26 protein-coding genes and 1 tRNA gene are annotated in these 25,173 nt (G+C 46.1%); 16 read left to right on the forward strand and 11 right to left on the reverse strand.

Annotated features, from left to right (window positions below; genetic code table 11):
- Positions 1–71 precede the first annotated feature (71 nt).
- Positions 72–1,076: a FecR family protein gene (locus CWC33_RS11285; protein ID WP_100692010.1), complete on the reverse strand. Its 1,005-nt coding sequence runs from the start codon at positions 1,074–1,076 to the stop codon at positions 72–74.
- A complete protein-coding gene (locus CWC33_RS11290) occupies positions 1,073–1,648 on the reverse strand; it encodes an RNA polymerase sigma factor (RefSeq protein WP_232709800.1) in 576 nt (191 codons plus the stop codon). Before CWC33_RS11290 ends, CWC33_RS11285 begins: the two co-directional genes overlap by 4 nt.
- A gap of 231 nt (positions 1,649–1,879) precedes the next feature.
- Between CWC33_RS11290 and katG the strand changes: the two genes are divergently transcribed.
- Positions 1,880–4,135 carry a catalase/peroxidase HPI gene (katG, locus tag CWC33_RS11295; protein WP_100692012.1) on the forward strand — a complete coding sequence of 752 codons (2,256 nt, stop codon included), beginning with the start codon at positions 1,880–1,882 and terminating at the stop codon, positions 4,133–4,135.
- 29 nt (positions 4,136–4,164) lie between these two features.
- Here katG and CWC33_RS11300 read toward each other — a convergent pair whose 3' ends face one another.
- The 4 genes from CWC33_RS11300 to CWC33_RS11315 form a co-directional block, all read right to left on the reverse strand.
- Positions 4,165–4,776 carry a DUF502 domain-containing protein gene (locus tag CWC33_RS11300; RefSeq protein ID WP_100692013.1) on the reverse strand — a complete coding sequence of 204 codons (612 nt, stop codon included), beginning with the start codon at positions 4,774–4,776 and terminating at the stop codon, positions 4,165–4,167.
- A 217-nt stretch (positions 4,777–4,993) separates the two neighbouring features.
- On the reverse strand, positions 4,994–5,992 hold the full coding sequence (locus CWC33_RS11305; RefSeq protein ID WP_100692014.1) for an NADP-dependent oxidoreductase: 999 nt from the start codon (positions 5,990–5,992) through the stop codon (positions 4,994–4,996).
- Positions 5,993–6,209: 217 nt separating this feature from the next.
- Positions 6,210–6,286 (reverse strand) — tRNA-Val (locus CWC33_RS11310).
- A gap of 97 nt (positions 6,287–6,383) precedes the next feature.
- Positions 6,384–7,427, reverse strand: coding sequence for a DUF3080 domain-containing protein (locus CWC33_RS11315; RefSeq protein ID WP_100692015.1), 1,044 nt, complete (start codon positions 7,425–7,427; stop codon positions 6,384–6,386).
- Between the two features lie 30 nt (positions 7,428–7,457).
- Here CWC33_RS11315 and CWC33_RS11320 point away from each other — a divergent pair, with 30 nt between their 5' ends.
- On the forward strand, positions 7,458–8,066 hold the full coding sequence (locus CWC33_RS11320) for a riboflavin synthase subunit alpha (protein ID WP_100692016.1): 609 nt from the start codon (positions 7,458–7,460) through the stop codon (positions 8,064–8,066).
- Here the strand turns inward: CWC33_RS11320 and CWC33_RS11325 are convergent.
- Positions 8,060–8,269 (reverse strand): CPXCG motif-containing cysteine-rich protein, encoded by a 210-nt coding sequence (locus CWC33_RS11325; protein ID WP_053953839.1) that lies wholly within the window; start codon positions 8,267–8,269, stop codon positions 8,060–8,062. The two genes, CWC33_RS11320 and CWC33_RS11325, sit on opposite strands and share 7 nt — an antisense overlap.
- 23 nt (positions 8,270–8,292) lie before the next feature.
- On the reverse strand, positions 8,293–9,183 hold the full coding sequence (locus CWC33_RS11330; RefSeq protein WP_100692017.1) for a DMT family transporter: 891 nt from the start codon (positions 9,181–9,183) through the stop codon (positions 8,293–8,295).
- Positions 9,184–9,323: 140 nt separating this feature from the next.
- Here CWC33_RS11330 and thrS point away from each other — a divergent pair, with 140 nt between their 5' ends.
- The 7 genes from thrS (at position 9,324) to CWC33_RS11365 (ending at position 16,270) form a co-directional block, all read left to right on the forward strand.
- Positions 9,324–11,237 (forward strand): threonine--tRNA ligase, encoded by a 1,914-nt coding sequence (thrS, locus tag CWC33_RS11335; RefSeq protein WP_100692018.1) that lies wholly within the window; start codon positions 9,324–9,326, stop codon positions 11,235–11,237.
- A gap of 22 nt (positions 11,238–11,259) precedes the next feature.
- Positions 11,260–11,805 carry a translation initiation factor IF-3 gene (gene infC / locus CWC33_RS11340; protein ID WP_088768076.1) on the forward strand — a complete coding sequence of 182 codons (546 nt, stop codon included), beginning with the start codon at positions 11,260–11,262 and terminating at the stop codon, positions 11,803–11,805.
- Positions 11,806–11,878: 73 nt separating this feature from the next.
- Entirely contained in the window at positions 11,879–12,076 is a 198-nt protein-coding gene (gene rpmI, locus CWC33_RS11345; protein WP_053953836.1) for a 50S ribosomal protein L35, read from the forward strand.
- Between the two features lie 14 nt (positions 12,077–12,090).
- On the forward strand, positions 12,091–12,444 hold the full coding sequence (gene rplT / locus CWC33_RS11350; RefSeq protein WP_053953835.1) for a 50S ribosomal protein L20: 354 nt from the start codon (positions 12,091–12,093) through the stop codon (positions 12,442–12,444).
- A 134-nt stretch (positions 12,445–12,578) separates the two neighbouring features.
- Positions 12,579–13,559 carry a phenylalanine--tRNA ligase subunit alpha gene (gene pheS / locus CWC33_RS11355; RefSeq protein ID WP_100692019.1) on the forward strand — a complete coding sequence of 327 codons (981 nt, stop codon included), beginning with the start codon at positions 12,579–12,581 and terminating at the stop codon, positions 13,557–13,559.
- 26 nt (positions 13,560–13,585) lie between these two features.
- Complete coding sequence (pheT, locus tag CWC33_RS11360) at positions 13,586–15,973, forward strand: phenylalanine--tRNA ligase subunit beta (protein ID WP_100692020.1); 2,388 nt, start codon at positions 13,586–13,588, stop codon at positions 15,971–15,973.
- Between the two features lie 3 nt (positions 15,974–15,976).
- A complete protein-coding gene (locus tag CWC33_RS11365; protein WP_100692021.1) occupies positions 15,977–16,270 on the forward strand; it encodes an integration host factor subunit alpha in 294 nt (97 codons plus the stop codon).
- Positions 16,271–16,297: 27 nt separating this feature from the next.
- Here CWC33_RS11365 and CWC33_RS11370 read toward each other — a convergent pair whose 3' ends face one another.
- From CWC33_RS11370 to CWC33_RS11380, 3 genes are all read right to left on the reverse strand, one after another.
- Positions 16,298–16,978, reverse strand: coding sequence for a ChrR family anti-sigma-E factor (locus tag CWC33_RS11370; RefSeq protein ID WP_100692022.1), 681 nt, complete (start codon positions 16,976–16,978; stop codon positions 16,298–16,300).
- Positions 16,968–17,588: a sigma-70 family RNA polymerase sigma factor gene (locus CWC33_RS11375; RefSeq protein ID WP_100692023.1), complete on the reverse strand. Its 621-nt coding sequence runs from the start codon at positions 17,586–17,588 to the stop codon at positions 16,968–16,970. The genes CWC33_RS11370 and CWC33_RS11375 overlap by 11 nt, the downstream gene beginning before the upstream one ends.
- 82 nt (positions 17,589–17,670) lie before the next feature.
- Positions 17,671–18,252 carry an LON peptidase substrate-binding domain-containing protein gene (locus tag CWC33_RS11380; RefSeq protein WP_100692024.1) on the reverse strand — a complete coding sequence of 194 codons (582 nt, stop codon included), beginning with the start codon at positions 18,250–18,252 and terminating at the stop codon, positions 17,671–17,673.
- Positions 18,253–18,443: 191 nt separating this feature from the next.
- On the opposite strand from CWC33_RS11380, the gene CWC33_RS11385 reads away from it, so the two are divergent.
- Genes CWC33_RS11385 through CWC33_RS11415 form a run of 7 tightly spaced genes read left to right on the forward strand, consistent with a single transcriptional unit; the run spans position 18,444 to position 25,173 of the window.
- Positions 18,444–19,358: a YbgA family protein gene (locus tag CWC33_RS11385; RefSeq protein ID WP_232709876.1), complete on the forward strand. Its 915-nt coding sequence runs from the start codon at positions 18,444–18,446 to the stop codon at positions 19,356–19,358.
- Between the two features lie 3 nt (positions 19,359–19,361).
- Entirely contained in the window at positions 19,362–20,777 is a 1,416-nt protein-coding gene (phrB, locus tag CWC33_RS11390; RefSeq protein ID WP_232709802.1) for a deoxyribodipyrimidine photo-lyase, read from the forward strand.
- Complete coding sequence (locus CWC33_RS11395) at positions 20,770–21,204, forward strand: nuclear transport factor 2 family protein (RefSeq protein ID WP_100692027.1); 435 nt, start codon at positions 20,770–20,772, stop codon at positions 21,202–21,204. Before phrB ends, CWC33_RS11395 begins: the two co-directional genes overlap by 8 nt.
- Positions 21,201–21,926, forward strand: coding sequence for an SDR family NAD(P)-dependent oxidoreductase (locus CWC33_RS11400; RefSeq protein WP_100692028.1), 726 nt, complete (start codon positions 21,201–21,203; stop codon positions 21,924–21,926). The genes CWC33_RS11395 and CWC33_RS11400 overlap by 4 nt, the downstream gene beginning before the upstream one ends.
- Positions 21,927–23,201, forward strand: a complete 1,275-nt coding sequence (locus tag CWC33_RS11405) for an NAD(P)/FAD-dependent oxidoreductase (protein ID WP_100692029.1) — start codon at positions 21,927–21,929, stop codon at positions 23,199–23,201.
- Entirely contained in the window at positions 23,198–23,917 is a 720-nt protein-coding gene (locus CWC33_RS11410; protein WP_100692030.1) for a DUF1365 domain-containing protein, read from the forward strand. Before CWC33_RS11405 ends, CWC33_RS11410 begins: the two co-directional genes overlap by 4 nt.
- A gap of 20 nt (positions 23,918–23,937) precedes the next feature.
- A complete protein-coding gene (locus CWC33_RS11415; protein ID WP_100692031.1) occupies positions 23,938–25,173 on the forward strand; it encodes an SAM-dependent methyltransferase in 1,236 nt (411 codons plus the stop codon).

Here is a 25,173-nt window from a genome sequence, read left to right on the forward strand (position 1 = left end):
GTACCTTTTTATTTATTGAAGGTTTACTGCGTCTTTAAAGGCATATACGCACTGAACTTGAATGTCCTCCATTATTTTTTGGAAAGCTCAATAGCATGCTCTGTTTCGTGAACTTTAACTGGAAGAGTTGCTGTGATGGCGTTTAAAACACTATCATCGTCACTCAGTCGGAATACGCCACTAATGCGGAATTGCTCTTGTTGAGCAAAACCCATTTTAATTTGCTTCGAGCGATAACGATTCAATTCAGAGATGACTTCACTTAAAGGGGCATTATCAAACCGAAGAACGCCCTTAATCCAACCCGGCTGCTGATTGTTGCTGTTTGTGCGAGTTAATGAGATTTTTTTGTGTTTGTTCTCGTACGTTGCGATATCACCTGATGTTAATAGGCGAATGGTTTTGTTTGTGTTGGTTTTAAGGGTATCAAATTCAACGACACCCTCTATAACCGATATTTTTAGTGAGTCTTCAGCGGTGTTCTTACGAACAGTGAAGCGAGTGCCCAGAACGGTTATTCTTTGTTCCCCGGTGTTAATAATGAAAGGTCTGGAATTTTCCTTTTGAATGTCAAAGAACACTTCACCCCGGTGCAGTTCAACCAAACGTTGTTCACTGGTTAGCATAACGGAAATTTCGCTATCGGTATTTAAAGTAACCGTTGAACCATCCGGCAAGTCAACCTGACGAACTTCACCTACGCTGGACTGAAAGGCTTTAGTCATGATGATTGGGTTGTGAACCTTATTTGTTAAAAGCTGGTTCCTCTTAACTTCTTGAGAAGCGGGTGAAAAATAGGGAAGGGCGTTTATTAAAAAGTAGACAGTGATAGCGGTTATAAGAATAGATGCAGCGAATGAGAAAGATCGTTTTAAATGAGAAGCACGTTTAGTTGAACGGTATGCCACTTCACTGTGTTGCCAAATTGCGAGTATCGCATTGAATTCTCGCTTATGAGAGATGTCTTCATTAAGCCACTTTTGTATCTCGCGCTCTTCACTGGCGGTTAACTCACCGGAAAATAACCGCGTGACATAGTAGGCGGCTTGTTTTTGCACTTTTTCGTCACGGTTCATAACTTAATCTCACCATTTGCCGACTCAAGACCTTCCGTTGCCTTCCTTATTTCACGTAAAGCGGAGGAAATGTATTTTTCTACGGTGCTAACTGAAACATCCAGTTGATCACTTATTTCTCTGTAACTCATTCCGTTAATTCTACTCAATAAAAACGCTTGCCTGTGTTCTTGCTTCAGGTGACCTAAAGCTAGCTCGATACGCTCTAACATGGCTTTGTTGGTATAAGCACGCTCAGGTGATGTTAAATCTGTAAAGTGAAGCTCTTCAATTTGAGAAATGTGGTCTGAGGCGCACCGTGAAGCACTACGACGAGCTCTGTCAATAATGACGTGGTTAGCAATTTGTAATAGGTAATTTTTTACTGTCGACATTCTGCCTGACAGCCGTTTGTGAAGATCTGAAATTTGACTGAGTTTTACATATATTTCCTGCATTACGTCATCGTCCTCATCAAACTGACCCGTTCTTACACGAACAAATCGACGCAGGGTAATATCGTACTCATTGACAAGCCGCTCGATGAGTTTGTTACTTGCTGTTGTTGAAAATATCGCTTTAGATTTAAACAAAGTGACAAGATGCCTTATTCAAGAAGCGTGTTATCTATAGATATATACGTAGCGTGATATTTTTACCTCCACATTTATTTTTCCTTAACATTTGGAAGAATTTCAGGGGTAAATAAGAACCTTCCGATTAACCCAATCTGTTTTTCGAATCTATCTGAACCTACCGAAATTGTTGGTTTGGTCTATTATTATTTGCGCCCAAACTGGTGTTTAACAAAAAGGTAATAAACCATGTTTAAGAAAACACTTCCTTTACTTTCTGCGGTATCAATTGCGGTATCGTTGTCAGTGGCTTCTGGTGTTGCTAGTGCACAGGACAATATGTCTTACGATGTAAACAAGCCAGAGCCTAAATCCAATGAATTCTGGTGGCCTAACAAGTTGAACCTTGAGCCATTGCGTCAGCACAGTCCTGAGTCAGATCCTTACGGTGACGACTTTGATTATGCGGAAGCGTTTAGCAAACTAGACCTTGAACAGGTTAAAAAAGATATTGAAGAATTAATGACATCGGATCAGGACTGGTGGCCAGCTGACTATGGCCATTATGGTCCTTTCTTTATTCGTATGGCCTGGCACGGTGCAGGTACTTATCGAGTACAAGATGGTCGTGGTGGTGCCGCTGGCGCTCAACAACGTTTTGAGCCACTAAATAGCTGGCCGGACAATGTTAGCTTAGACAAAGCGCGACGTTTGTTATGGCCCGTGAAGCAAAAATACGGCCGTAGCTTGTCATGGGCCGACTTAATGGTGTTAACAGGAAACGTTGCTTTAGAGTCGATGGGCTTTGAAACCTATGGCTTCGCTGGTGGCCGGGAAGACGCCTGGGAGCCGGACATCGTCTATTGGGGACCTGAGACTGAGTGGCTTGGCGGCGACAAACGCTACAAAGGTGATCGTAAGCTGGAAAACCCATTAGCAGCAGTACAGATGGGACTCATTTATGTCAATCCGGAAGGTCCTAATGGAAAACCTGACCCGCTTTTAGCGGCAAAGGACATTCGTGATACTTTTGGTCGCATGGCAATGAATGACGAAGAAACTGTGGCGCTTATTGCCGGTGGCCATACCTTTGGTAAAGCACACGGTGCGCATAAGCCAGAAGAATGTTTAGAAGCTGAGCCAGCGGCTGCCCCTGTTGAGCAGCAGGGCCTTGGCTGGAAAAACAAATGTGGTAAAGGCAACGCTGAAGACACTATTACCAGTGGCTTAGAAGGTGCGTGGTCAGTCAATCCAACCGCATGGACGACACAATACCTGGATAACCTGTTTGGCTTTGAGTGGGAACAAACTAAGAGTCCGGCGGGCGCTATTCAGTGGATCCCTGTGGATGGTCAGGCATCTAACTTAGTGCCGGACGCGCACGTCGAGGGTAAACGGCATGCGCCAATTATGTTTACCACTGACTTGTCACTGAAGTTTGACCCTGAGTACCGCAAAATAGCGAAACGCTTCCATGAGAATCCGGAAGAGTTTGAAAGAGCGTTTGCAAAAGCTTGGTTTAAACTGACTCACCGTGACATGGGGCCGAACCAACGTTACTTAGGTAATATGGCGCCAACGGAAGATTTGATTTGGCAGGATCCTATTCCAGATGTTGATTTCGAAATTATTGATTCGAACGACGTAGCGGAGTTGAAAGAGGCACTTCTGAATTCAGGTCTGACGGTTCAGCAGTTAGTTCGTACCGCTTGGGCGTCGGCTTCAAGCTTCCGCGGCACAGATATGCGTGGCGGTGCAAATGGCGCACGTATTGCATTAGAGCCGCAAATTAACTGGGAAGCGAACAATCCGACAGAGCTGAAAAAAGTTCTGGCAACGTTGAAAGAAGTGCATAAGGACTTTAACGATGACTTGTCAGGAAATAAGTACGTGTCACTGGCTGACGTCATTGTGCTGGGTGGTGCTGCAGCAGTTGAGAAAGCAGCTGCCGACGCAGGCTACGACGTGATGGTTCCATTTGAGCCGGGTCGCACTGATGCCACTCAGAAAATGACCGACGTTAACTCGTTCTCTTTCTTAGAGCCGAAAGCCGATGCATTCCGTAATTACTTTGGTGAAGACAACCGCTTGTCACCGGCGCAAATGATGGTCGATAAAGCGGATCAGTTGACTCTGACGGTACCGGAAATGACAGTTCTGATTGGCGGCCTGCGCACCATTGGAGCGAATTACGACGGGTCTGAGCACGGCGTATTAACTGAACAACCGGGTACGTTGAATAATGATTTCTTCGTTAACCTGTTAACGATGGATAACGAGTGGAAGAAATCAGAAGACAACGAAGCGGTGTACGAAGGTTATGATCGCGAAACGGGCAAACTGAAGTTTACAGCAAGCCCGGTTGATCTTATCTTTGGTTCAAACTCTGAACTACGTGCGGTCTCTGAAGTTTATGCAATGAGCGACGCTAACGAGAAGTTCGTTAATGACTTTATTCAGGCATGGACAAAAGTGATGCAGTTGGATCGCTTTGACCTGAAATAAGCCAAAATACTCAAAAAACGGAAGCGGCGCTATTTTTTAGCGTCGCTTTTTTTGTGGTTTTTACCAATCCCCGCACTAATGGTTAGCTGCAGGGCTTCGGCTGGCTTCATATCGAGGGATTCCACGCAATCCTTTGGCACCATAATCATGTAACCACCAACGTTATAGCTCATTGGCAAAAAGACGGCGACTTGTTCGTCATCGAGAATTTCCGATAATTTGTCGTCGCTAGCACCTGCTTTTTTCGTCACAATGCCTATCAGTTTTGTATTGCTGTTTGGTAATGTCACCATAACGACGGATTCGTCAGCAAAATCTTTACCCGACATCATTTCAAACACGTCATTAACCGTGCCGTATAAGCTTCGCAGCAGCGGCATTTTGTTCATGAGTTTGCCCGGCAACTGCCAAATAGAATTGAACAGGTTCCAACGAGAACTAAAGCCAACGAGTAGGGCAAGTACTAAGAAACTTATAAACGCGAGGCCTGGGAAATAGTAAGCGTCACCACCAAGCGCCATCCAAACCGGTTTTAAGGACTGTTCAATAGTGACCAGCAACCAGCGAATGAGGTAAACAGTAATGACTATCGGCAGTAAGATCGCCAAGCCCTTCAGAAAGTAATTCAGTATTTTTTTCATAAGCCCGCTTTTTTATGAGGTTCGGATACAAGCTTAGCGGTTTTTTACCGTTCGTGAAATTCTTTACGGTTTGTTAATGTAAGGGGATATTAATACACAAATTAAAAAGGACAGGCTATGAGTTAGCGCTGTTCAGCGCCGAGCGGTTACTGATAGCCCGCACGTAAAATGCGGGCTGTTCATGAACAAGATGGTGGTAAAACCTCGATTAATAATATTACAGCTTAACCAACAACTTCCCTTTATTATCCCCTCTAAAGAACAGGTTCAGACCGTCGATGGCCGACTCAAGGCCTTCCAGCGTGTGCGCACGGTATTTAATTTTGCCGTTCATGACATACGGGGTGAGTTTCTCCAGTAAGCTAGGCACTTCGTGGAAGTGATCCGGCATGGTGAAGCCCTGAATGCTTAAACGCTTTTTAATGATAGGCACCCAGCTTGGACCGGGCGCGGGCTCGGCTTTGTCGTAGTCGGCGATCATGCCACACACCACAATGCGTCCGTGGGCATTCATATTCTGCATCACATGGTGCTGAATAGGGCCACCGGTATTTTCAAAGTATAAATCGATGCCATTAGGTGTGAGTTCTTGTAGTTTGGCACTTAAGTCGTCGGTTTTGTAGTTTATAGCGCCGTCAAAGCCTAATTCGCTGGTTATCCACTCGGCTTTTTCGTCACTGCCGACGACGCCAATGACGCGTAAGCCATCGGCTTTGGCAAGCTGCCCAACAATAGAGCCGACTGAGCCAGCGGCTCCTGTAACCACCAGAGTCTCGCCAGACTTTGGCTTGCCAACGTTGAACAAACCTTGGGTGGCGGTTAAGCCGGGTAGGGCGAACACGGACAGAACCATTTCGTCGGGCACGTCAGCTTGTACTTTATTAATGCCTTGGCCGTCGCTCAGCGCGTATTCTTGCCAACCCATCATGCCCATTACGCGGTCGCCTTTAGCAAAGTCCGGATGCTTGCTTTCCAAGACTTCACCAACGCCCGAGCTGCGCATGACAGTATTGAGCTCAACCGGCGGAATGTAACTTTCGGTATCGGGACTCATCCAGCCAAACATGGCCGGGTCTAACGACATGTGAGTTTGCTTAATTAAAAACTGACCGTCGTTAACTGTTGGTAGTTCTTTTTCCACCACTTCAAAAATATCCGCACTGACTGGACCCGGATTCGGGCGCTTAACCAAGTTAATTGCTTTGTAAGTTGTCATGTTGTTCCTTATTACGCCTTTATTGTGTGCCATTAGCTTAACGCTGTGGCTTGCCTGGGTAAAAGGAAAATAAACGGGTGTTTGAATTGATTGAACTCTGTTTAGACAAAATTATTTAGCAGGAGAAGTCCGACATTGCCCGAGGTTATTACTGTTTGTTTGAATAGAAACGTTAAAAATGAATTTAAAAGAAGCCTGATGGTAAAGCTTAGAAAAGTGGTGCGTCCTAGTAGACTCGAACTACCGACCTCTGCCATGTCAAGGCAGCGCTCTAACCAACTGAGCTAAGGACGCACATTTTGGGGTGTGTCGTGAAGACGGGCGGTATATTAGTTATTTGCGGCCGCTCGTGCAAGTCATTTTTTGCAAAAAGTCACTGTTTGTCGAATTTCTAGTCAGGCGCAGGGGTGAAATTACACGCGCTGTAAAACCGCTGCCAGGGGCGAACAAAGTGGACAGTGGCATCGGTTAACACTTTGCTGAGCTTACCGAGCTCTGCAATATAGCTTTTTAGCGCTGGTTGCGGAGCTATTCCTTGTAAGTTTTCAAGGGTCATTAATAGCCGCTGATGTTGTTCAATCACTTCGGCAATGTCGCCCTGCATTTCTTTTATGTATATGTTGTTAAATGCGTCGCGCAATTGCTCGGCTTTTTTCGGAACGTTTCCATTAGGACAGTGCAGGAACTCTGGAATTTCCGGTAACTGTTCACGCATGGCCTCTAGCTTGTGTGCATAGTCCAGCATGGTTCTGAATAAGTCGGGTAAATAGTTACTGCGTTCAAGTCGGCCCAGCATTTTTATCATCTCGGACGGATCATCCGCTTCTTTTGTGTAATTCCAACGCTCTAAAATTCGGGTGAAGCGCTCTAGCGCGTTAACGGCATAGTTGTATTCGGTGACATGAATTTGTGGCAGTGAATTGTTGCCAATAGACAGCGCTTTACGCAGGCCTTCTTCGTAGGCAAAGGCATTGGCGAGGCTGGCATTTAACTGCGACTGTTTGTGTGTTAACGCTTCTTCTAACTGGGGTTTAATATCGCCAGACTCAGGGTGTTCAATGCACTCTTTTAGTGCTTGTATCATGGTTAAGTCGGCATGATACCTGCTGAAGCCGTCTTTTAATTTGCCCAGCGAGCTGTTGTTTTCAGCAATTTCCTGACCCAGTCTACAATGATTCAGACGCATACTGTCCATAAAACCAAGGCTGGTGCGCGAGATGTCACGTTTGAGTTCACTTTTTGCCGGATACTGAAGTGCTGGCTTTTCAGGTGTTATAGAACGCGCAGGTAACTCGAGTGTTTGGTTTACTTCACTATGTAGCGTGTCTGCGTATTCGGTTAAGCCGGGTTTGTCGGAGCAGGCGGCCATACTCAGTACGCTAAAGGCAATGAGTGCATAGCCAACGGGCTTAAAAATAAGTACACTTCGAGTCATTTCTCCGGTTCCTTGTCACATGGGTGGTTCATGTTTACAGGTATTGTTCAAACACAAGCTACGATATTTTCAGTCTCTGACCAAACTTCTTTTCGACATATTGTGGTCGAAACTGAACCTAAATTCTTAAAAGACTTAGCTATTGGTGCCAGTATAGCGATTAACGGTTGCTGTTTAACGGTCGTTGAATTCAGTGACAGACAGGTGCATTTTGATGTTATCGATGAAACCCTGCGTCTAACCAACTTAGGCAAGTTGAAAGAAGGTGACAAGGTTAATTTCGAGCGTTCACTGCGGGTTGGTGATGAAATCGGCGGCCACGGCGTGTCTGGGCATATTCACTGTAAGGGCGAAGTAACTGAAGTACAGCTGTCAGAAAACAATTGCGCGATGTGGATACAAATACCGGAAAAGCACAGTCGCTACCTGTTTGATAAGGGGTTTATCAGCGTCAACGGTGCCAGTTTGACCATTGGTCAGGTTGAAAACAACCGCTTTTCCTTACACCTTATTCCAGAAACCTTACGCATTACAAATTTAGGTGAATGTGAAGCTGGCTCAGAGGTCAACATTGAGCTTGACCAGCAGACGATAACAACGGTTGATACGGTAGAGCGAGTGTTGGCGAAACGTCAGTAAAATTGCTCATCGTTACCGTCGACTTTAATGCGCGCCTGTTGGTTAATTTCATCGACTTGTAATTGCACATGAATGAGATCACCACAGGCCGAGCACTCTTCCTGATAGTCCTGGTTTCCCTCTGACGCATCAATATCCAAAAAGGTATTGTGACCACAATGCGGGCATTTCACGGGGACGCTTTTTAAATTTTCTTCGTTCATACAGAGCTCCTTATTTCCTTTTACTATAGAAATAAAATAGCTATTCCGCCTAATGATACCAAGGCACCAGTGGCTGAGCGCACGGTAATACGTTGTTTTTTCAGTAAAGAAATCGGTATTAAAAAGAGAGGCGCGGTAGAGAGCAGTGTTTGGGTGAGGCCCGGGTTGATATTGGCAATAGATACCTGTTGTAACCAAATAGCCAGGAAGGTGCCAAAAACAATGGCGCCTAGCAGTGGCAAGGGGTTAATGGTGCGAAACTGTTTGATGATAGCTTTGTAGGCTCCTTGTTTTGACAGGCCGACAATGGCAGCAAGTAAAATAGAGCCTGCAGCAAGTCGAACAAAGGCAGCGTCAATGGCATTCATTTGTTCGGCCTGTAATACGGAAAAAGCCATGACCAGTCCGGTTGCCTGACACAATGCCGCGCCGCACCCGAAAAAAATCCCTGACAAGGAAAGAGCCGGCTGTTTGTCTGGTGCTTTTTCAGTAACCACCCATAGCACGCCACTTAACGTGATAACAGCGCCGGTTATTTCAAGGGTAGAGAGGTTATCGGCTAAAAAGACCCAGGCCATAAAAGCAGCGAGCGGCGGAGCCAAATACTCAAGTAACATGGCGTGCCACGGACCAAGTCTGCGCAGTGCCGCAAAATGACAGCTGTCCCCAACGGTAATGCCAATAACGCCGCTTAGCGCTAATACCCAGAACCCGGAGCTTATTACCAGCGAATTACCCAGCAACAAACTAACAATAAATAACAGGGGCGTAGCGATAACCCCTTTTACCAAATTCATTTGTAGTGGCGAAAAGTGACTACCGGCGCGATGATACAAAACCGTAGCGACCGCCCAAAAGCTGGCAGCTAATAAAGCGGCTAATTGGCCGGTGATTTCGGCGGTAAACTCAGACATTGGAAGGCTCTAAGGTTGCTCTAAAGGAAGCGGTCGATTATAGTAGCGTCTTGCGTTCGATGGTACCGAACGCACCAAATTTCAATAAATAGAGCATGTGGCACTTGGTAGGTGTCACCACTGGATAGGAAGGAAGTTTCATGCCTGTAATTACTCTCCCTGACGGAAGTCAACGCGAATTTGAACAACCGGTTTCAATCATGGATATCGCTATGGATATCGGGCCTGGTCTGGCGAAAGCGACTGTTGCTGGTCGCATCGACGGCGAGTTGGCCGATGCCTGCGATAAGATTGAACACGACGCCAAAGTAGAAATTGTCACACCGAAAGACGACGATGGCGTTCATATTATTCGCCACTCGTGCGCTCACTTAATGGGTCACGCAGTTAAGCAGCTGTGGCCTGATGCGAAAATGGCGATTGGTCCGGTTATCGATAACGGTTTTTACTATGATATCGACGTTGACCATACCTTCACCGACGAAGACTTAGAAAAAATTGAAAAGCGAATGAAAGAGTTGGCTAAAACCAACTATCAAGTCGTTAAAAATAACGTCAGCTGGAAAGAAGCGCGTGAAACCTTTGTTGACCGTCATGAGCCCTACAAAATTGAGATTTTAGACGAGAACATTCCAACCGATTCTCGACCGGCGCTCTACCACCATGAAGAATACATTGATATGTGCCGGGGACCGCATGTGCCTAGCATGAAATTCTGCGAACACTTTAAAGTCATGAAAATGGCTGGCGCGTATTGGCGCGGCAACTCTGACAACAAAATGTTACAGCGTATTTACGGCACTGCCTGGGCAGACAAGAAACAGTTAAAAGCTTATTTGAAGCGCTTGGAAGAAGCGGAAAAACGCGATCACCGTAAAATTGGTAAGAACCAGGACTTGTTCCACTGGCAGGAAGAAGCGCCGGGCATGGTGTTCTGGCACCACAACGGCTGGACGATTTTCCGCGAGCTGGAAGAGTTTGTACGCGAAAAGCTGCGTGAATACGATTATCAGGAAGTCAAAGGTCCAATGATGATGGACCGTGTGTTGTGGGAAAAATCAGGCCATTGGGAGAAATTCTCTGACCTGATGTTCACAACGGCGTCAGAAAATCGTGAGTATGCCGTTAAACCGATGAACTGCCCGGGACACGTACAAATCTTTAACCAGGGGTTAAAGTCTTACCGTGATTTGCCTTTGCGTATGGCAGAATTTGGCTCGTGCCATCGAAATGAACCTTCGGGCGCATTGCATGGTCTGATGCGTGTACGTGGCTTTACTCAGGATGACGCGCACGTTTTCTGTACTGAAGACCAAGTACAGCCCGAGGTAGCAGCCTGTATTAAGATGGTTTACGAGACCTATGAAACCTTTGGTTTCGACAAAATCGATGTAAAGCTGTCGACGCGTCCTGAAAAGCGTTTAGGCGATGATGCAACTTGGGATCGTAGTGAAAAAGCCTTGGCTGACGCGCTGAAAGCGCACGATATCGACTTTGAATACTTGCCAGGCGAGGGCGCATTCTACGGCCCGAAAATCGAATTCACGTTATTCGACTGCTTAGGTCGTGCTTGGCAGTGTGGTACTATTCAGTTGGACTTTGCCCTACCAGGGCGCTTAGGTGCGACTTACGTAGGTGAAGACAACGAGCGTCATACGCCGGTAATGATTCACCGTGCTATTTTAGGCTCACTGGAGCGTTTCATGGGTATTCTGATTGAAGAATACGCAGGGCATTTCCCGGTTTGGTTAGCACCGACGCAAGTCGTTTTGATGAATATCACCGATAATCAGAGCGATTATGTGAAAAAGGTGGTAAAATCACTGAATGAAAAGGGAATTCGTGCCACGGCTGACTTGAGAAATGAGAAGATTGGCTTTAAAATCCGTGAGCATACTCTTAAACGAGTTCCTTATTTGCTGGTTGTCGGCGACAAAGAAGTCGAGGCTGGCGAGGTTGCGGTTCGTACTCGTAGCGGTGAAGACCTGGGTAAACTGGCTCTGGAAGACTTCATTGCAAAAATTGAAGACGAAGTACGGACTCGCAAAATTTAATAATTACTTGGAGGAATAAACCATTAAAGGCGGAAAAAGAACTCAAAAAGCTGCAGATAAAAACCGTATCAACGACCAAATTACCGGTGTTGATGAAGTTCGCTTAATCGGAACCGATGGTGAACAAGCTGGTGTCGTCAGTATTAACGAGGCTCTTGATGCAGCAGCGGAAGCTGGTGTTGATTTGGTGGAGATGAGCCCTAACGCGGAGCCACCGGTCTGTCGCTTAATGGATTACGGTAAGTTCCTCTTCGAGAAGAGTAAAGAACAGAAAGAACAGAAGAAAAAGCAGAAACAGATTCAGGTTAAGGAAGTGAAATTCCGACCTGGCACAGATGAGGGCGACTACCAGGTAAAACTGCGCAACCTGCGTCGCTTCCTCGAGGGAGGTGACAAAACGAAAGTCACTATCCGTTTCCGTGGCCGGGAAATGGCACACCAAGAGTTGGGTATTGACCTGCTAAACCGTGTTAAAGCGGATTTAGAAGAAATCTCAACTGTTGAGTCGTTCCCTAAAAGGGCTGAAGGTCGCCAGATGATTATGGTTCTGGCACCGGTTAAGAAGTGATCGTGGTCTACAAGTAGGCAGCTTGCTGTCTCACCCTTTCACACTTTCAATCAACAATGCGGAGTTTAATTTCATGCCAAAAATGAAATCAAACAAAGGCGCTTCTAAGCGCTTCAAAAAGACTGCTTCAGGCGGTTATAAGTGCAAGCAATCTCACTTGCGTCACATTCTGACTAAGAAAACTCCTAAGCGTAAGCGTCAGCTGCGTGCTAAGAGCATGGTCCACGAAGCGGACATTAAATTAGTCGATCGTATGTTACCGTACGCATAAGGGGAGATTAGCAAATGGCACGAGTAAAACGTGGTGTAATCGCGAGAGCGCGTCACAAAAAAGTCCTGAAGCAGGCGAAAGGTTATTATGGTGCCCGTAGTCGCGTTTATCGCGTTGCGGTACAGGCAGTCACTAAAGCAGGTCAATATGCATACCGTGACCGTCGCAACAAGAAACGTCAATTCCGTCAATTATGGATTGTTCGTATCAACGCTGCGGCACGTCAAAACGGTTTGTCTTACAGCCGCTTTATCAACGGCCTTAAAAAAGCATCAGTAGAAATCGATCGCAAGATCCTTGCTGATATCGCAGTTCACGATCAAAACGGCTTTGCTGCTTTGGTTGAGAAGGCGAAAGGCGCACTGTAAACAACGACTTTTTAAGTTCGTTTAAACAGATTTCAAAGGGAGCCATTAGGCTCCCTTTTTTGATCGTTTTTCTGATAGAATAACGCCTTTAAAAATCACGCTATAAAAGCCTATTGTCAGTGTTGAGGGAAACAATGCAATTAGAGGAAATCGTCGCACAAGCCGAAGCGGCCATCGCCAATGCGGATAACCCGCAAGCGTTGGATGACGTTCGCGTTCAATACATGGGGAAAAAAGGCCAATTAACAGAGCTGTTAAAAGGCTTAGGAAAGCTCGACCCATCTGAACGTCGCGAGGCCGGTCAGAAAATTAACGAAGCGAAGCAGCAAGTACAAGCGAGTATTAACACGCGCAAAGAGCTGCTTAAGGCAGAAGAGCTTAAAGCCAAGTTGGACGCTGAGCGTATTGATGTCACTTTACCAGGCCGTAACGCTGCGGTTGGTGGTGTACACCCGGTTACGCAAACTATTCGCCGCATTGAACAATTTTTTGGTGACTTGGGCTTTAGTGTTAAAGAAGGTCCTGAAGTGGAAGACGGTTTTCATAATTTCGATGCATTGAACATTCCGGCGAATCATCCGGCTCGTGCAGACCACGATACCTTCTATTTTACTCCCTCAACGATGCTGCGTACTCAGACTTCGGGTGTTCAAATTCGTACCATGGAAGTGGAACAGCCGCCATTGCGTATTATCTCGCCAGGCCGCGTTTATCGTAACGACTACGATCAAACCCACACGCCAATGTTCCATCAGGTTGAAGGCTTGATGGTTGATACCGATGTGTCGTTTACACAGTTAAAAGGCATTTTAGAAGATTTCCTGACTCACTTTTTTGAAGAGTCATTGCAAGTGCGTTTCCGTCCGTCTTACTTCCCATTCACAGAGCCTTCAGCAGAGGTCGATGTCATGGGTAAAGACGGCAAATGGTTAGAGGTACTGGGCTGCGGCATGGTACACCCTAACGTGTTGAAAGCGGTTGGCATTGACCCGGAAAAGTACACCGGCTTTGCCTTTGGTATGGGCGTTGAGCGTCTGACTATGTTGCGTTACGGCGTAACCGACCTGCGCGCGTTTTTTGAAAACGACTTACGTTTCTTAAAACAATTCAACTAATAAAGAATTCAGAAGGCATTTGCAGAATGAAATTAAGTGAACAGTGGTTAAGAGAATGGGTTAACCCGGCCGTAGACAGCAATGAACTTAGCGAGCAATTGAGCATGGCTGGCCTTGAAGTCGACGGTGTCGAGCCAGTTGCAGCAGACTTCCATACGGTTGTGGTGGGTGAAGTGGTTGAGTGTGGACCACACCCGGATGCGGACAAGCTGCAAGTCACTAAGGTGAACACTAACGACGGTGAGCTGCTAGACATAGTATGTGGTGCGCCAAACTGTCGTCAGGGTATTAAGGTGGTTGTCGCTAAAGTTGGTGCCGTTTTGCCGGGCGACTTCAAAATTAAAAAAGCGAAACTACGTGGGCATCCGTCGCACGGTATGCTTTGCTCGTTCAAAGAGCTGGGCTTAATTGACGAACATGAAGGCATCATTGAACTGCCGGAAGATGCCCCAGTTGGCAAAGATTACCGTGAGTACTTAGGTCTTGAAGATCACAGTATTGATATCGACTTAACGCCAAACCGCGGTGACTGTTTGAGTGTTCGTGGTATAGCTCGTGAGCTAGGTGTATTGAATCGACTGGATGTTAACGAGCCCGAAATTAAGGACGTTGCAGCCAAGGTTGATGATCAAAAAGCAATTCATTTAGACGCGCGGGAGCAGTGCCCGCGTTATTTAGGTCGCGTGATAAAAGGCATTGATGTGTCACGTCCAACGCCTATCTGGATGAGTGAAAAACTGCGTCGGAGCGGCATCCGCAGTATTGACCCTGTGGTCGATATTACCAACTATGTATTACTTGAGTTGGGGCACCCAATGCACGCGTTCGACTTAGACGCGCTACAAGGTGATATCCACGTGCGTTTGGCTGCAACTAAGGAAAAGCTGACGCTGCTAGATGGTGAAGAAGTTGAGCTCGATGAAGACGTATTAGTGATAGCCGACGAACAAAAAGCATTGGCAATGGCAGGTGTCTACGGCGGTAAAGAAAGTGGTGTGACCGTTGAAAGCAAAAACATTTTCTTAGAAAGTGCGTTTTTTGCGCCGGACGCTATTTTAGGTAAAGCACGCCGTTTTGGTCTGCATACGGATGCATCTCATCGCTACGAGCGTGGTGTTGACCCGCAATTGCAACGCACTGCTATGGAGCGTGCAACGCAGTTATTGCTAGATATTTGTGGTGGCGAAGCAGGGCCGGTTACTGAAGCGGTGTCTGAGAAACACCTGCCGGAGCGCGCTAACGTCAAATTACGCAGCGCTCGTTTGAGCAAAGTTCTGGGCGTGCAAATTGCCGATGACGAAGTTACGGAAATTCTGCAGCGTTTGGGTCTGGACGTTGACTACAATAATGGCGAATGGCAGGTTCAAGTGCCGTCATACCGTTTTGACATTGCCATTGAGGAAGACTTAATTGAAGAAGTGGCGCGTGTGTACGGTTACAACGCTATTAAAGCAGCGGCACCCGCGGCACAGCTTCGCATGACTGATCGCAAAGAAGCTTCGGTTAGTCGCCATACCTTAACGAATGCGCTGGTTGAGCGTGGTTATCAAGAAGCCATTACTTACAGCTTTGTGGATCCAAAACATCAGGCGATGCTGTTTAATGAAACGGCCGCGCTGACGTTGCCGCATCCAATCTCCGTTGATATGTCGTCTATGCGTGTAAGCCTTTGGCCAGGTTTGTCAGGAGCGGTGGCACACAACCAAAAACGTCAGCAGGCGGTATTAGCGTTTGTTGAAACCGGTTTACGTTTTATTCCAGATGAAAGCGCTGAAAACGGTGTGCGACAGGAGCCTGTATTGGGCGGTATTCGTGCTGGTAAAGCGCATACTGAGCACTGGTCAGAAGGTGAGCGCGCCGTCGACTTTTTCGATGTAAAAGGCGATGTTGAAGCTCTACTAGAAAAAACCGGCGAAGCGCATTTATTCCGCTTTGTGGCTGACCAGCACGATGCGTTGCACCCAGGGCAGTCTGCGGCGATTTATAAAGGAGAACGTAAAGTCGGCTTTATGGGCGCTTTGCATCCACAGCATGAAAAAGCGTTAGGTTTAAACCAACGGGCTTTTGTGTTTGAAATTGAATTGGATGCTATCGCTGTTCGTCGTATTCCTGTAGCGCAGCCGGTGTCGCGTTACCCCAGCATTCGTCGTGACTTAGCCGTCATTGTTGATAAGCATGTTGCGGCAGGCGAACTGTTGGCTGCGATGGAAAATATTGGCGTAAAACAGTTAGTTGACCTAAACTTATTTGACGTATACGAGGGTGACGGCGTGCCTGAAAACAAACGTAGCTTGGCGCTGTCTGTAACATTACAGGACGCTGACAAGACGTTAGAAGAGGCCGACGTTACCGATATTATGACTCAATTTATAGACACCTTAAGAAGTGAGTTTAATGCAACACTGAGGGATTAAACTATGGCGCTAACCAAAGCAGAATTGGCGGAAGTCCTGTTTGAGAAACACGGTATTAGTAAGCAAGACGCAAAAACGCTTGTTGAAGATTTTTTTGAGGAAATACGCACTGCTTTGGAAAGTGGTGAGCAGGTGAAGTTATCGGGCTTTGGTAATTTCGAGTTGCGAACCAAGGGCCAACGTCCGGGAAGAAACCCGAAAACCGGTGAAGAAATCCCAATTAAGGCTCGCCGAGTGGTAAGCTTTAAGCCAGGTCAAAAGTTTAAGAGTCGTGTAGAGAATGCAGAGCCTGAGTAAAATCAGGCTCTTTTTTTATCGCTGAGGTTAAGCTCTAAAGAATAAGCTGCTGAATGGGTTAAGCAACCGGCTGATGCCAGAGGTGAAATGCAGTGGGGCATCCAAAGTTGCTAACGTCAGACAGTCCTGCTCCTGAGTTTCTGGTGTGTGTGTTTTTGATGGATCAAGCAACACAAAGTCACCGTCTTTATACTCATCTTTTTCATCATTAAACACACCGTCCAATACCAGTGTTGCTTCCTGACCCTTGTGTGTATGCTCAGGAACTCTGGCACCAGGTGCCATATAAATTAGGTTCGTCTGATTACCATTTTCCAGCGTCAGCGGAGCTCTCCACAATTTCCCAACCAATTTTGACCAGTCGCCAATACGGTGACTGTTGTGTGCTAAGGTTCTAGGTAGTGTGAAACGTCGACCTTCAAGATATAAAATATCGTTAGGCTCGTTTTCTACTTTGTTGCAAACCGAAGACTCAAAAATAGCTTCAAGCATTTTGTCGCACTGACTTTTGGTCATAGCCTGGTTAGCCACATTGACAATAGTGTCCAGGTTATCCTCACACAATTTTTGTTCAATGTCGCACACCGTCCGACGACATGCCTTACACATATCAATATGAGTCCCCACGACTATCGTCATGGCTGCGCTGAGGTCACCTGCAGCGTATTGGTATAACAGGGCTTCGCCCGGGTGCGATTTAATCATCATTGACTATCAACTCTTTCAATTTCTTAAGTGCTAAACGAGTTCGGGATTTGATGGTCCCTAAAGGCACGCCAAGAGCATCAGAAACTTCTTGCTGTGACTTACCTTCAATGTAAATTTTCTCAATGACAATACGTTGAGCGTCTGGAAGTTGTGCATAATATTGCGATATTTCCTGCATCAACACGTCGTTATCCAAACTGTAGCCATCGTCTAAGCTATCGTTTTGTTCGGACAGAATAGGCCATAGCTCGTCGGCACTAATGTCGTCTTTGCGCTTTTTGTTTTTACGTAAGAGATCAAAGCGAATATTACGAGCAATGGTGAATATCCAAGTCGATGGCGAGCCTTTGTCCGGCTTAAACAAATGCGCTTTATGCCAAACATTCGTCATGGTTTCCTGAACCAGATCCATGGCGGTTTGCTCATTGCCAAATTGCCGCGTTGCGTAAGATTGCAGTTTGGGCGCAAAATGTCGAAACAGTTCACTGAAAGCCGCTCGGCTTCGAGTTTCAGCTATACTTGCAAGCAGTTCGGCTGCACGTTCTGCAGCGTCTGTTTGGGTGGTATTCATAGACCCCCGAGTCGATGTTCTTCCTGACACCATCTGCATAATTAGACCTGCTATCTTTCCACAATGTACCAATTAATACTTAAGCTCCGAGCATTCGGATCACTCGATGACAGAAATTTATTTATTTGCCCATTAAGTCTAGCAAATATTCCTGTGTTTTTAGACAACTTTCCTCTTTTATTAAAGATTGTTTTGTGTCTGTGTCGAGTGGGAGAATCTCAAGCCAGCGAGAACACAGCCAATCAAGCCTTTCATAGCTTAAATCTGGCAGTAATTCAGAGAGTTCAGGATAGGTTTCGTAAGCTTCCTGAAGTTTTTCTTTTAGGTTTATACAAGAGTCCGGCAACGCTGCTTGTGGCCAAGCTGGTAAGTGTTCAATGTTGCCAACTCTTAAATTATCAGACTCTAGCCAGTGACCAAGAATACGGACGCGGCTCTGGCCTTCGACAGTAATTCCAAGCAAACCGTCGTCGCGTGGCTCAAAGTCGATGATTTTTACCGAAGTGCCATAAGGACGAATGTAGTCGTCTTCTGACGGTGACTTGTCGTTATCAAACATGGCTATGACAAACTCTGCGTCGCGTTGCAATGAGTCCTTAACCAAACGAATATAGCGAGGCTCAAATATACGCAGCTTCATACGCCCCTCAGGTAATACTTGAGAGGTGAGGGGAAAAATCGGTAACTGCTCAGACAACGACATAACACCTCTTTCCGCTGAACTCTTGTGAATTAACTCCTTCTACGTGCGTTTAGTCAAAGTTGGATCTATTTTTGTTAAAAGGAACGAAACTATTTTTCATAAAGAATCGTAAATTAAAACAGCACAACACCGGAATGACGTTATAAGAGGGAGTCACAGTGCGTTTAAAAGTTGGTATTAGTTCATGCCTTATGGGCGATGAAGTGCGTTTTGATGGCGGTCATAAACGTTCAGCGTTTGCAACCGATGAGCTGACTCGTCATATTGATTTAGTCCGCTTCTGTCCAGAAGTAGGTATTGGCATGCCAGTACCCAGACCCACGATTCGACTGGAAAAGCACGGTAACGATGGCAGCGAAACCGTTGAAGCGGTAGTGCCTAAAACTGGTGAAATAGTCACAACGAAGCTGTCTGACTTTGCTGATAAAATTCAGATTAAGGCAAAAGATCTGAGTGGCTACATTCTTTGCGCAAAGTCACCCAGTTGTGGAATGGAGCGTGTGAAGCTTTATGATCCCGATACAGGACATGCCCGCAAAGAAGCTACTGGTATTTTTGCTTCTCGTCTGCAAGAAAATAACCCGGCCATGCCACTAGAGGAAGACGGTCGTTTAAATGATCCGCATCTGCGTGAAAATTTTATTATGCGGGTTTATGTCTACGGTCAATGGAAGCAAATTGAAAGTAATCCGACGAAAAACAACCTGTTGAGCTTTCACAGCTCTTGCAAACTATTGCTTTTAGCGCACAACCAGCAACGTTACAGAGAGCTCGGCAAACGGCTCGGCGAGGCCGATACTGTTGATGCTGAATTCGCTACTCAGTACATCCGCGATGTCATGGCAGCACTTTCTGAACCCGCTTCACGGCGTAATCACACCAATGTGTTGCAACATATACAAGGGTATTTTAAGGGTGACTTAGAACACCAACAACGCGAGGAGCTCAGCGATATTATTTTGCAGTACCATGACGGTGTTCTGCCGTTAATGTCTCCGCTAACGCTTATCAAACACTACCTGCGCGAGTTCCCGAAAGAGTATCTCGAGAACCAGTGGTATCTGAACCCGTATCCAGTCGACTTGAAGCTTCGTTACGGTTTGTAAGGAATGAGCACATTGAAAAAAGCAATTTGGTTTCGCAGTGACTTGCGGACACTGGACAATGAAGCATTGTACCTTGCATGTCAGTCAAAGAGTGCTCCTGAAGCGATTTTTCTGGTGTGCGATGACACTTGGCAGCGTCACCATTGGGCGCCGATTAAGCAGGACTTTTTGTGGCGTACTCTCGAAGTGCTCAATGAAAAGTTGGCTGCATTGGGCATTAAACTCCATATTAAAAATATCGGTAAGTTTTCAAAAGCAGGTGGTGCGCTTCGCGAATTTTGTAAAACGCATAATATCAATAAGCTGTATTTTAATGCCGAATACGCGCTAGATGAAAAAAACCGCGACAGGGCAGTAACAGCGGTTTTAGAAAATGACGGTGTTGAGGTGAGTAAGCACCATGGCAACCTGCTTATTAAGCCGGGAATGGTGAAAACTCAGCAGGGTGAGTACTATAAAAAGTTCACGCCTTTTAACAAGCGCTGGCGAGCGGTTTTAGCTCAAGAAATAGACGTCACACCGTTTAAGCCGAACTCATTCCCGAACATTAACACCGAACCTTTACCGAACGTTTTGCTGAAAACTCAGGACTCATCACGTTATCCAGCGGGTGAAGAGGCGGCTTTAAGTAAGCTGGGACAGTTTGTAGGGCATTCGGTAGAAGTTTACCAGGCTGGGCGCGACAGGCCCGATCAAAATCATACGTCAGAACTTTCAGCGTATCTTGCTATTGGCGCGATTTCACCAGTAACTGCAGCCAGAGCATTGCAGCAGTTCTCGCCGGAATTTCCGTACGGGTTACCGGAAGGTCCCGATACCTGGCTGACCGAACTGGCCTGGCGCGAGTTTTATCAGCACTTAATAGACTTTGAGCCTAGACTGTCAAAAGGGGAAAGCTTCCAGCGAGAAACCAACAGTATCCAATGGCGCGATGACGAAAAAGGTTTTGCCGCATGGTGCGAAGGAAAGACCGGGTACCCGATTGTTGATGCGGGTATGCGTCAGCTGAATGAAACCGGTTGGATGCATAATCGCCTACGTATGATAACGGCTAACTTTTTGGTCAAGGACTTACTCATTGATTGGCGCAAAGGCGAAGCTTATTTCATGCAAAATCTAATAGACGGAAGCTTTCCGGCTAACAACGGAGGATGGCAGTGGAGCGCGTCTGTAGGTACCGATGCGGTGCCTTATTTTCGTGTGTTTAACCCGGTTAAGCAGAGCGAGAAGTTTGATCCGCAGGGGGCCTATATTCGTAAATGGGTTAAAGAGCTTGATAGTGTGCCGGATAAGCACATCCATTGGCCACATGAGTGGCTCAAGAATAGGAGTAATACTGAGTATTATCCGCCAATCGTCGAGCACAAAGCGGCTCGGGAACGTTTTTTAACAACCTTTAAGCAGGTGAAACATGGATAACAAAGAGTTGGTCGACGCATTAAAGTCTTTTTACGACGAGTTAAAAACCGACAACCTTGATGACATGGACGATATGTATCACGACGAGGTCAGTTTCACTGACCCGATTCATCAGGTTGTTGGACTAGAGGATTTAAAAAAGTACTTTAAAGGCACGATGGAGAACGTCGAGTACTGTCATTTCACCTTTGATGATGAGTGCGTGAGTGAAGAAAGAGCATACTTGTCGTGGCAGATGCGCTATTCACACCCCAAGATTGGCAATGGTATGGAAGTTATTTTGCCGGGCGTTTCTTATATTAGCTTCGAAGACGGCAAAATTCGTGAGCAGCGCGACTATTATGACTTGGGTGCAATGCTTTATGAACACGTGCCGCTGGTTGGCTACGTTATTGATAAAATTAAAAGCAGGTTGGTCAGCGAATGAGCATTCTAATTACCGGCGCGTCGTCAGGTATCGGCCGTCAACTGGCATTGGACTACGCCGCAAAAAGTGAACAGGTCATTGTGTGTGGACGCAATCAGGACGCGCTTGAAGAAGTACAGTCTGAATACCCTGAGTTTATCGACACATTGGCGTTTGATATTACCGATAAGAACGCGACTATTGAAGCTTTGAGTACTGTTGAGACGCTAAACAGCGTTATTCTGTGTGCCGGCGTCTGTGAGTACCTCGATACCAATAACTTTGATGCTGATATGTTTGAACGGGTTTTCCGTGTGAATGTATTTGGCACCATGAACTGCGTGGAAGCGGCTTTACCGAAAATAGCGCAGGGCTCAAAGCTTGTCATTGTGGATAGTTTGGCACGGTTGCTACCTTTCACCAAAGCACAGGCTTACGGTGGTTCGAAAGCGGCCATGCACTACATTACGCGCAGCCTGGAAGTGGATCTGAAAAAACGCGGTATTCGAGTGCAAAGTGTCTCGCCCGGTTTTGTTAAAACACCGATGACCGATGCGAACGACTTTGAAATGCCGATGCGCGTAACCGTAGAAACCGCATCGAAAGCCATTATTAATGGCATTGAGAAAAACAAAAGAGATATCGCATTCCCGAAACTTTTCAGTGGTATGCTTAAGTTTATGGGGCTTCTTCCGGAAGGCATGCAAGTGAAGCTTTCCGAATATATGGCAAGGAAGCAGTAAATGAAAATAGCAGTTATAGGTAGTGGTATTGCAGGGCTAACCTGCGCCTATTATTTAAGTCGAGAACATGAAGTAAGTGTGTTTGAGAAGCGAGACCGCATTGGCGGGCACACCTGTACTAATGACGTAAAAATCAATAATACGATGTACGCGGTGGATACTGGTTTTATTGTCTTTAATGACAAGACGTATCCACGTTTTAAGCGTTTATTGCGTGAGTTAAAAGTGGCGTGGCGAGACACCGAAATGAGTTTCAGTGTGACTGACCCCGAATCGGGGCTTGAATACAACGGTCACAATTTAAACACGCTGTTTGCGCAACGCAGTAACCTTTTCAGCCCTAAGTTTTACCGTCTGGTGTTGGGTATATTGGCTTTTAACAAAGCAGCCAAAAAAGCGTATGGGCAAGACAGCGAGACGCTGGATCAAGTCACTTTGGGTGAGTTTTTAAGAAAAAACGATATTCCACAGGCGGTGTCGGACTATTATCTGCTACCCATGGTGTCAGCCATTTGGTCGTCCACATTGGCAGACGCAGAAGCGTTCCCGTTAGGCTTTTTTCTGCGCTTTTTTAATAACCATGGTTTGTTAAACGTGAGCGACAGACCGCAATGGCATACGCTTGTTGGCGGTTCAAAAGCCTATATTCCCATGCTTACAGAGCCTTATGCGGAGCGTATACACCTGGGCAGCGAAATTACCGCGGTCACGCGTCAGTCCGATCAGGTGACGTTGACGTTTTCTGACGGCAAGCAACAGTTTTTCGATGAGGTTGTTTTTGCTTGTCACAGCGATCAGACATTGCAATTACTGGGCGACGCAACGGATGATGAAAAGGCGATTCTCGGTGGTATTCCTTATCAACCGAATGAAGTGGTGTTGCATACAGATACCACTTTGTTACCGAAGAAAAAGCGCGCATGGGCAAGCTGGAACTATTTGCTGAGAACCGATGAGGGTGCAGAGCAGCAACCCAGCTCGGTGACCTACAACATGAATATTCTTCAGGGCATTCAGTGTGAGGATACCTTGTGCGTAACGCTCAATAACACGGCAATGATAGACCCTGAAAAAATCATAAAAACCATGACGTTTGACCATCCACAATATTCAGTGTCGTCAATGAAAGCTCGCGGGCAGCGTGACAGAATTTGTGGTAAGCGCAATACGCATTTTTGTGGCGCATACTGGTACAATGGGTTTCACGAAGACGGGGTACGCAGCGCCATCGATGTTGTTAACCGCTTGAATAGCGAGCAGGTTCCCAACCAATGAAAAGTGGCATTTATTGGGGGGATTTATTCCACGCCCGATACAAACCTAAAAAGCATGAGTTCCATTATAAATTCTTTCAGTGGGCAATTGATCTGTCGGAGCTGAAAGAAGCTCATCAGTTGAGTCGTTGGTTTTCGTGTAAAGGTTTTGCTCCGCTGTGGTTTCGCCGAAAAGACTACCTTAAAAAAGAGCCTGGCACCTTACATGAGGCAGCGCTGTCTAAAATGTCAGCGCTGGCGGGAAGAAAGCTAGATGGCCGGGTTATGTTTGTCGGCAACATTCGAACCTTCGGTTTGTTTTTCAGCCCAGTTAACCTTTACTTTTTAGATCAGCAGGGCACTTATACCTATATGCTGGCTGAAGTCAGCAATACCCCCTGGCTGCAGAGGCATTATTATTTAGTCGATTTAAGCGAAAAGGAACCCACAAGCCAAAAGGTGTTTCATGTATCGCCTTTTAACCCCATCGATATGACCTACCACTGGCGCATTCTGCCGCCTGCAGAAAAATTGTTTGTGCAAATAAGTGCGCATCAGGAAGAAAAGGACTTCGTGGCCGGTATGAATTTATTACGTTCACCGCTAAACCAAGAAAGTATCCACAGCGTATTAAAGAAAACGCCTGTTATGGCTTTGAAAATAATCGGCGGTATTTATTGGGAAGCGTTAAAGCTATTTATAAAACGGGTACCGTTCTACGGTCATCCAGGAAAATAATCTTAGTAAAGGAAAGTATTATGCCTGGCAGTGAAGTGGCATTGGAAACTCAAGTTCAGCGCGGGTTTTGGAATAATCAATTTCGCAACGTGGCGTTTAAGTTATTAAGTCATTTAAAAAAAGGCGAGTTGGTTATAGCTGAAAACGGACGCACGATAGAGCGTTTTGGTGAGAAAAACTCTGACTTAAGCGCGACAATTAACGTGCTGTCTGCAGACTTTTATCGCCGCTTAGTAACGGGTGGAAGTATCGGTGCAGCTGAGCTTTATATTGATAGCAGCTGGGAGACTGATGATCTCACCTCTGTCATTCGTGTGTTTGCTCGCAACCTGCCAGCACTAGACAAACTGGAAACGCGGTTGGCGTGGCTTACGTACCCGTTTAATAAATACCAACATTGGTCAAATAGAAACCATAAGTCACAAGCGAAGAAAAACATCTCTGCGCACTATGATTTAGGTAATGAGCTGTACACCCGTTTTCTGGATGACGCGATGCAGTATTCCAGTGCATTGTTTTTAAGTGAAAAAGACACCTTAGATACAGCGCAGCAAAACAAAATGAAACGTCTGTGCGATGCTTTAGAGCTGACAAAAGACGATCATTTACTAGAAATTGGTACCGGCTGGGGCGGTTTGGCCGTTTTTGCGGCCAAAAACTACGGTTGCAAAGTAACCACCACGACCATTTCAGAAGAGCAGTTCCAGTATGCAAAAGCTCGAGTTGAGAAAGAAGGCTTAGAAAAGCAAGTGACTTTGCTCAAAAGCGATTATCGGGACTTAAAAGGTCAGTACGACAAGTTAGTGTCGGTTGAAATGATAGAGGCGGTGGGTAAGCAGTATTTGCCAACCTTCTTCAAAACTTGCAACCGGTTATTAAAACCGCACGGTAAAATGGCGTTGCAAGCTATTACCATAGCGGATCAGCGTGAAAAGGCTTATGCGCGCTCCGTTGACTTTATTCAGAAGCACATATTCCCGGGTGGCTTTCTACCGTCTCTGAGCCAGATGACTCAGTTGTTTAAAAAGCATACCAATATGGTGGTGAGAGATACGTTTGACTTTGGTCTAAGCTACGCGAAAACGCTGAACATCTGGGCGGAGAACTTTAATGCAAAGGCAGATGAGTTAACCAAGTTTGGTTATGACGAGCGTTTCTCAAGACTGTGGAACTATTACTTTAGTTATTGCGAAGGTGGCTTCTTGGAAAAACGCGTGTCGGTGGTACAAGTTGTTGCGGACAAGAGTCAGCTTTAA

Origin of the sequence: Idiomarina sp. X4 (genome assembly GCF_002808045.1) — a bacterium.
Classification (GTDB): Bacteria; Pseudomonadota; Gammaproteobacteria; order Enterobacterales; family Alteromonadaceae; genus Idiomarina.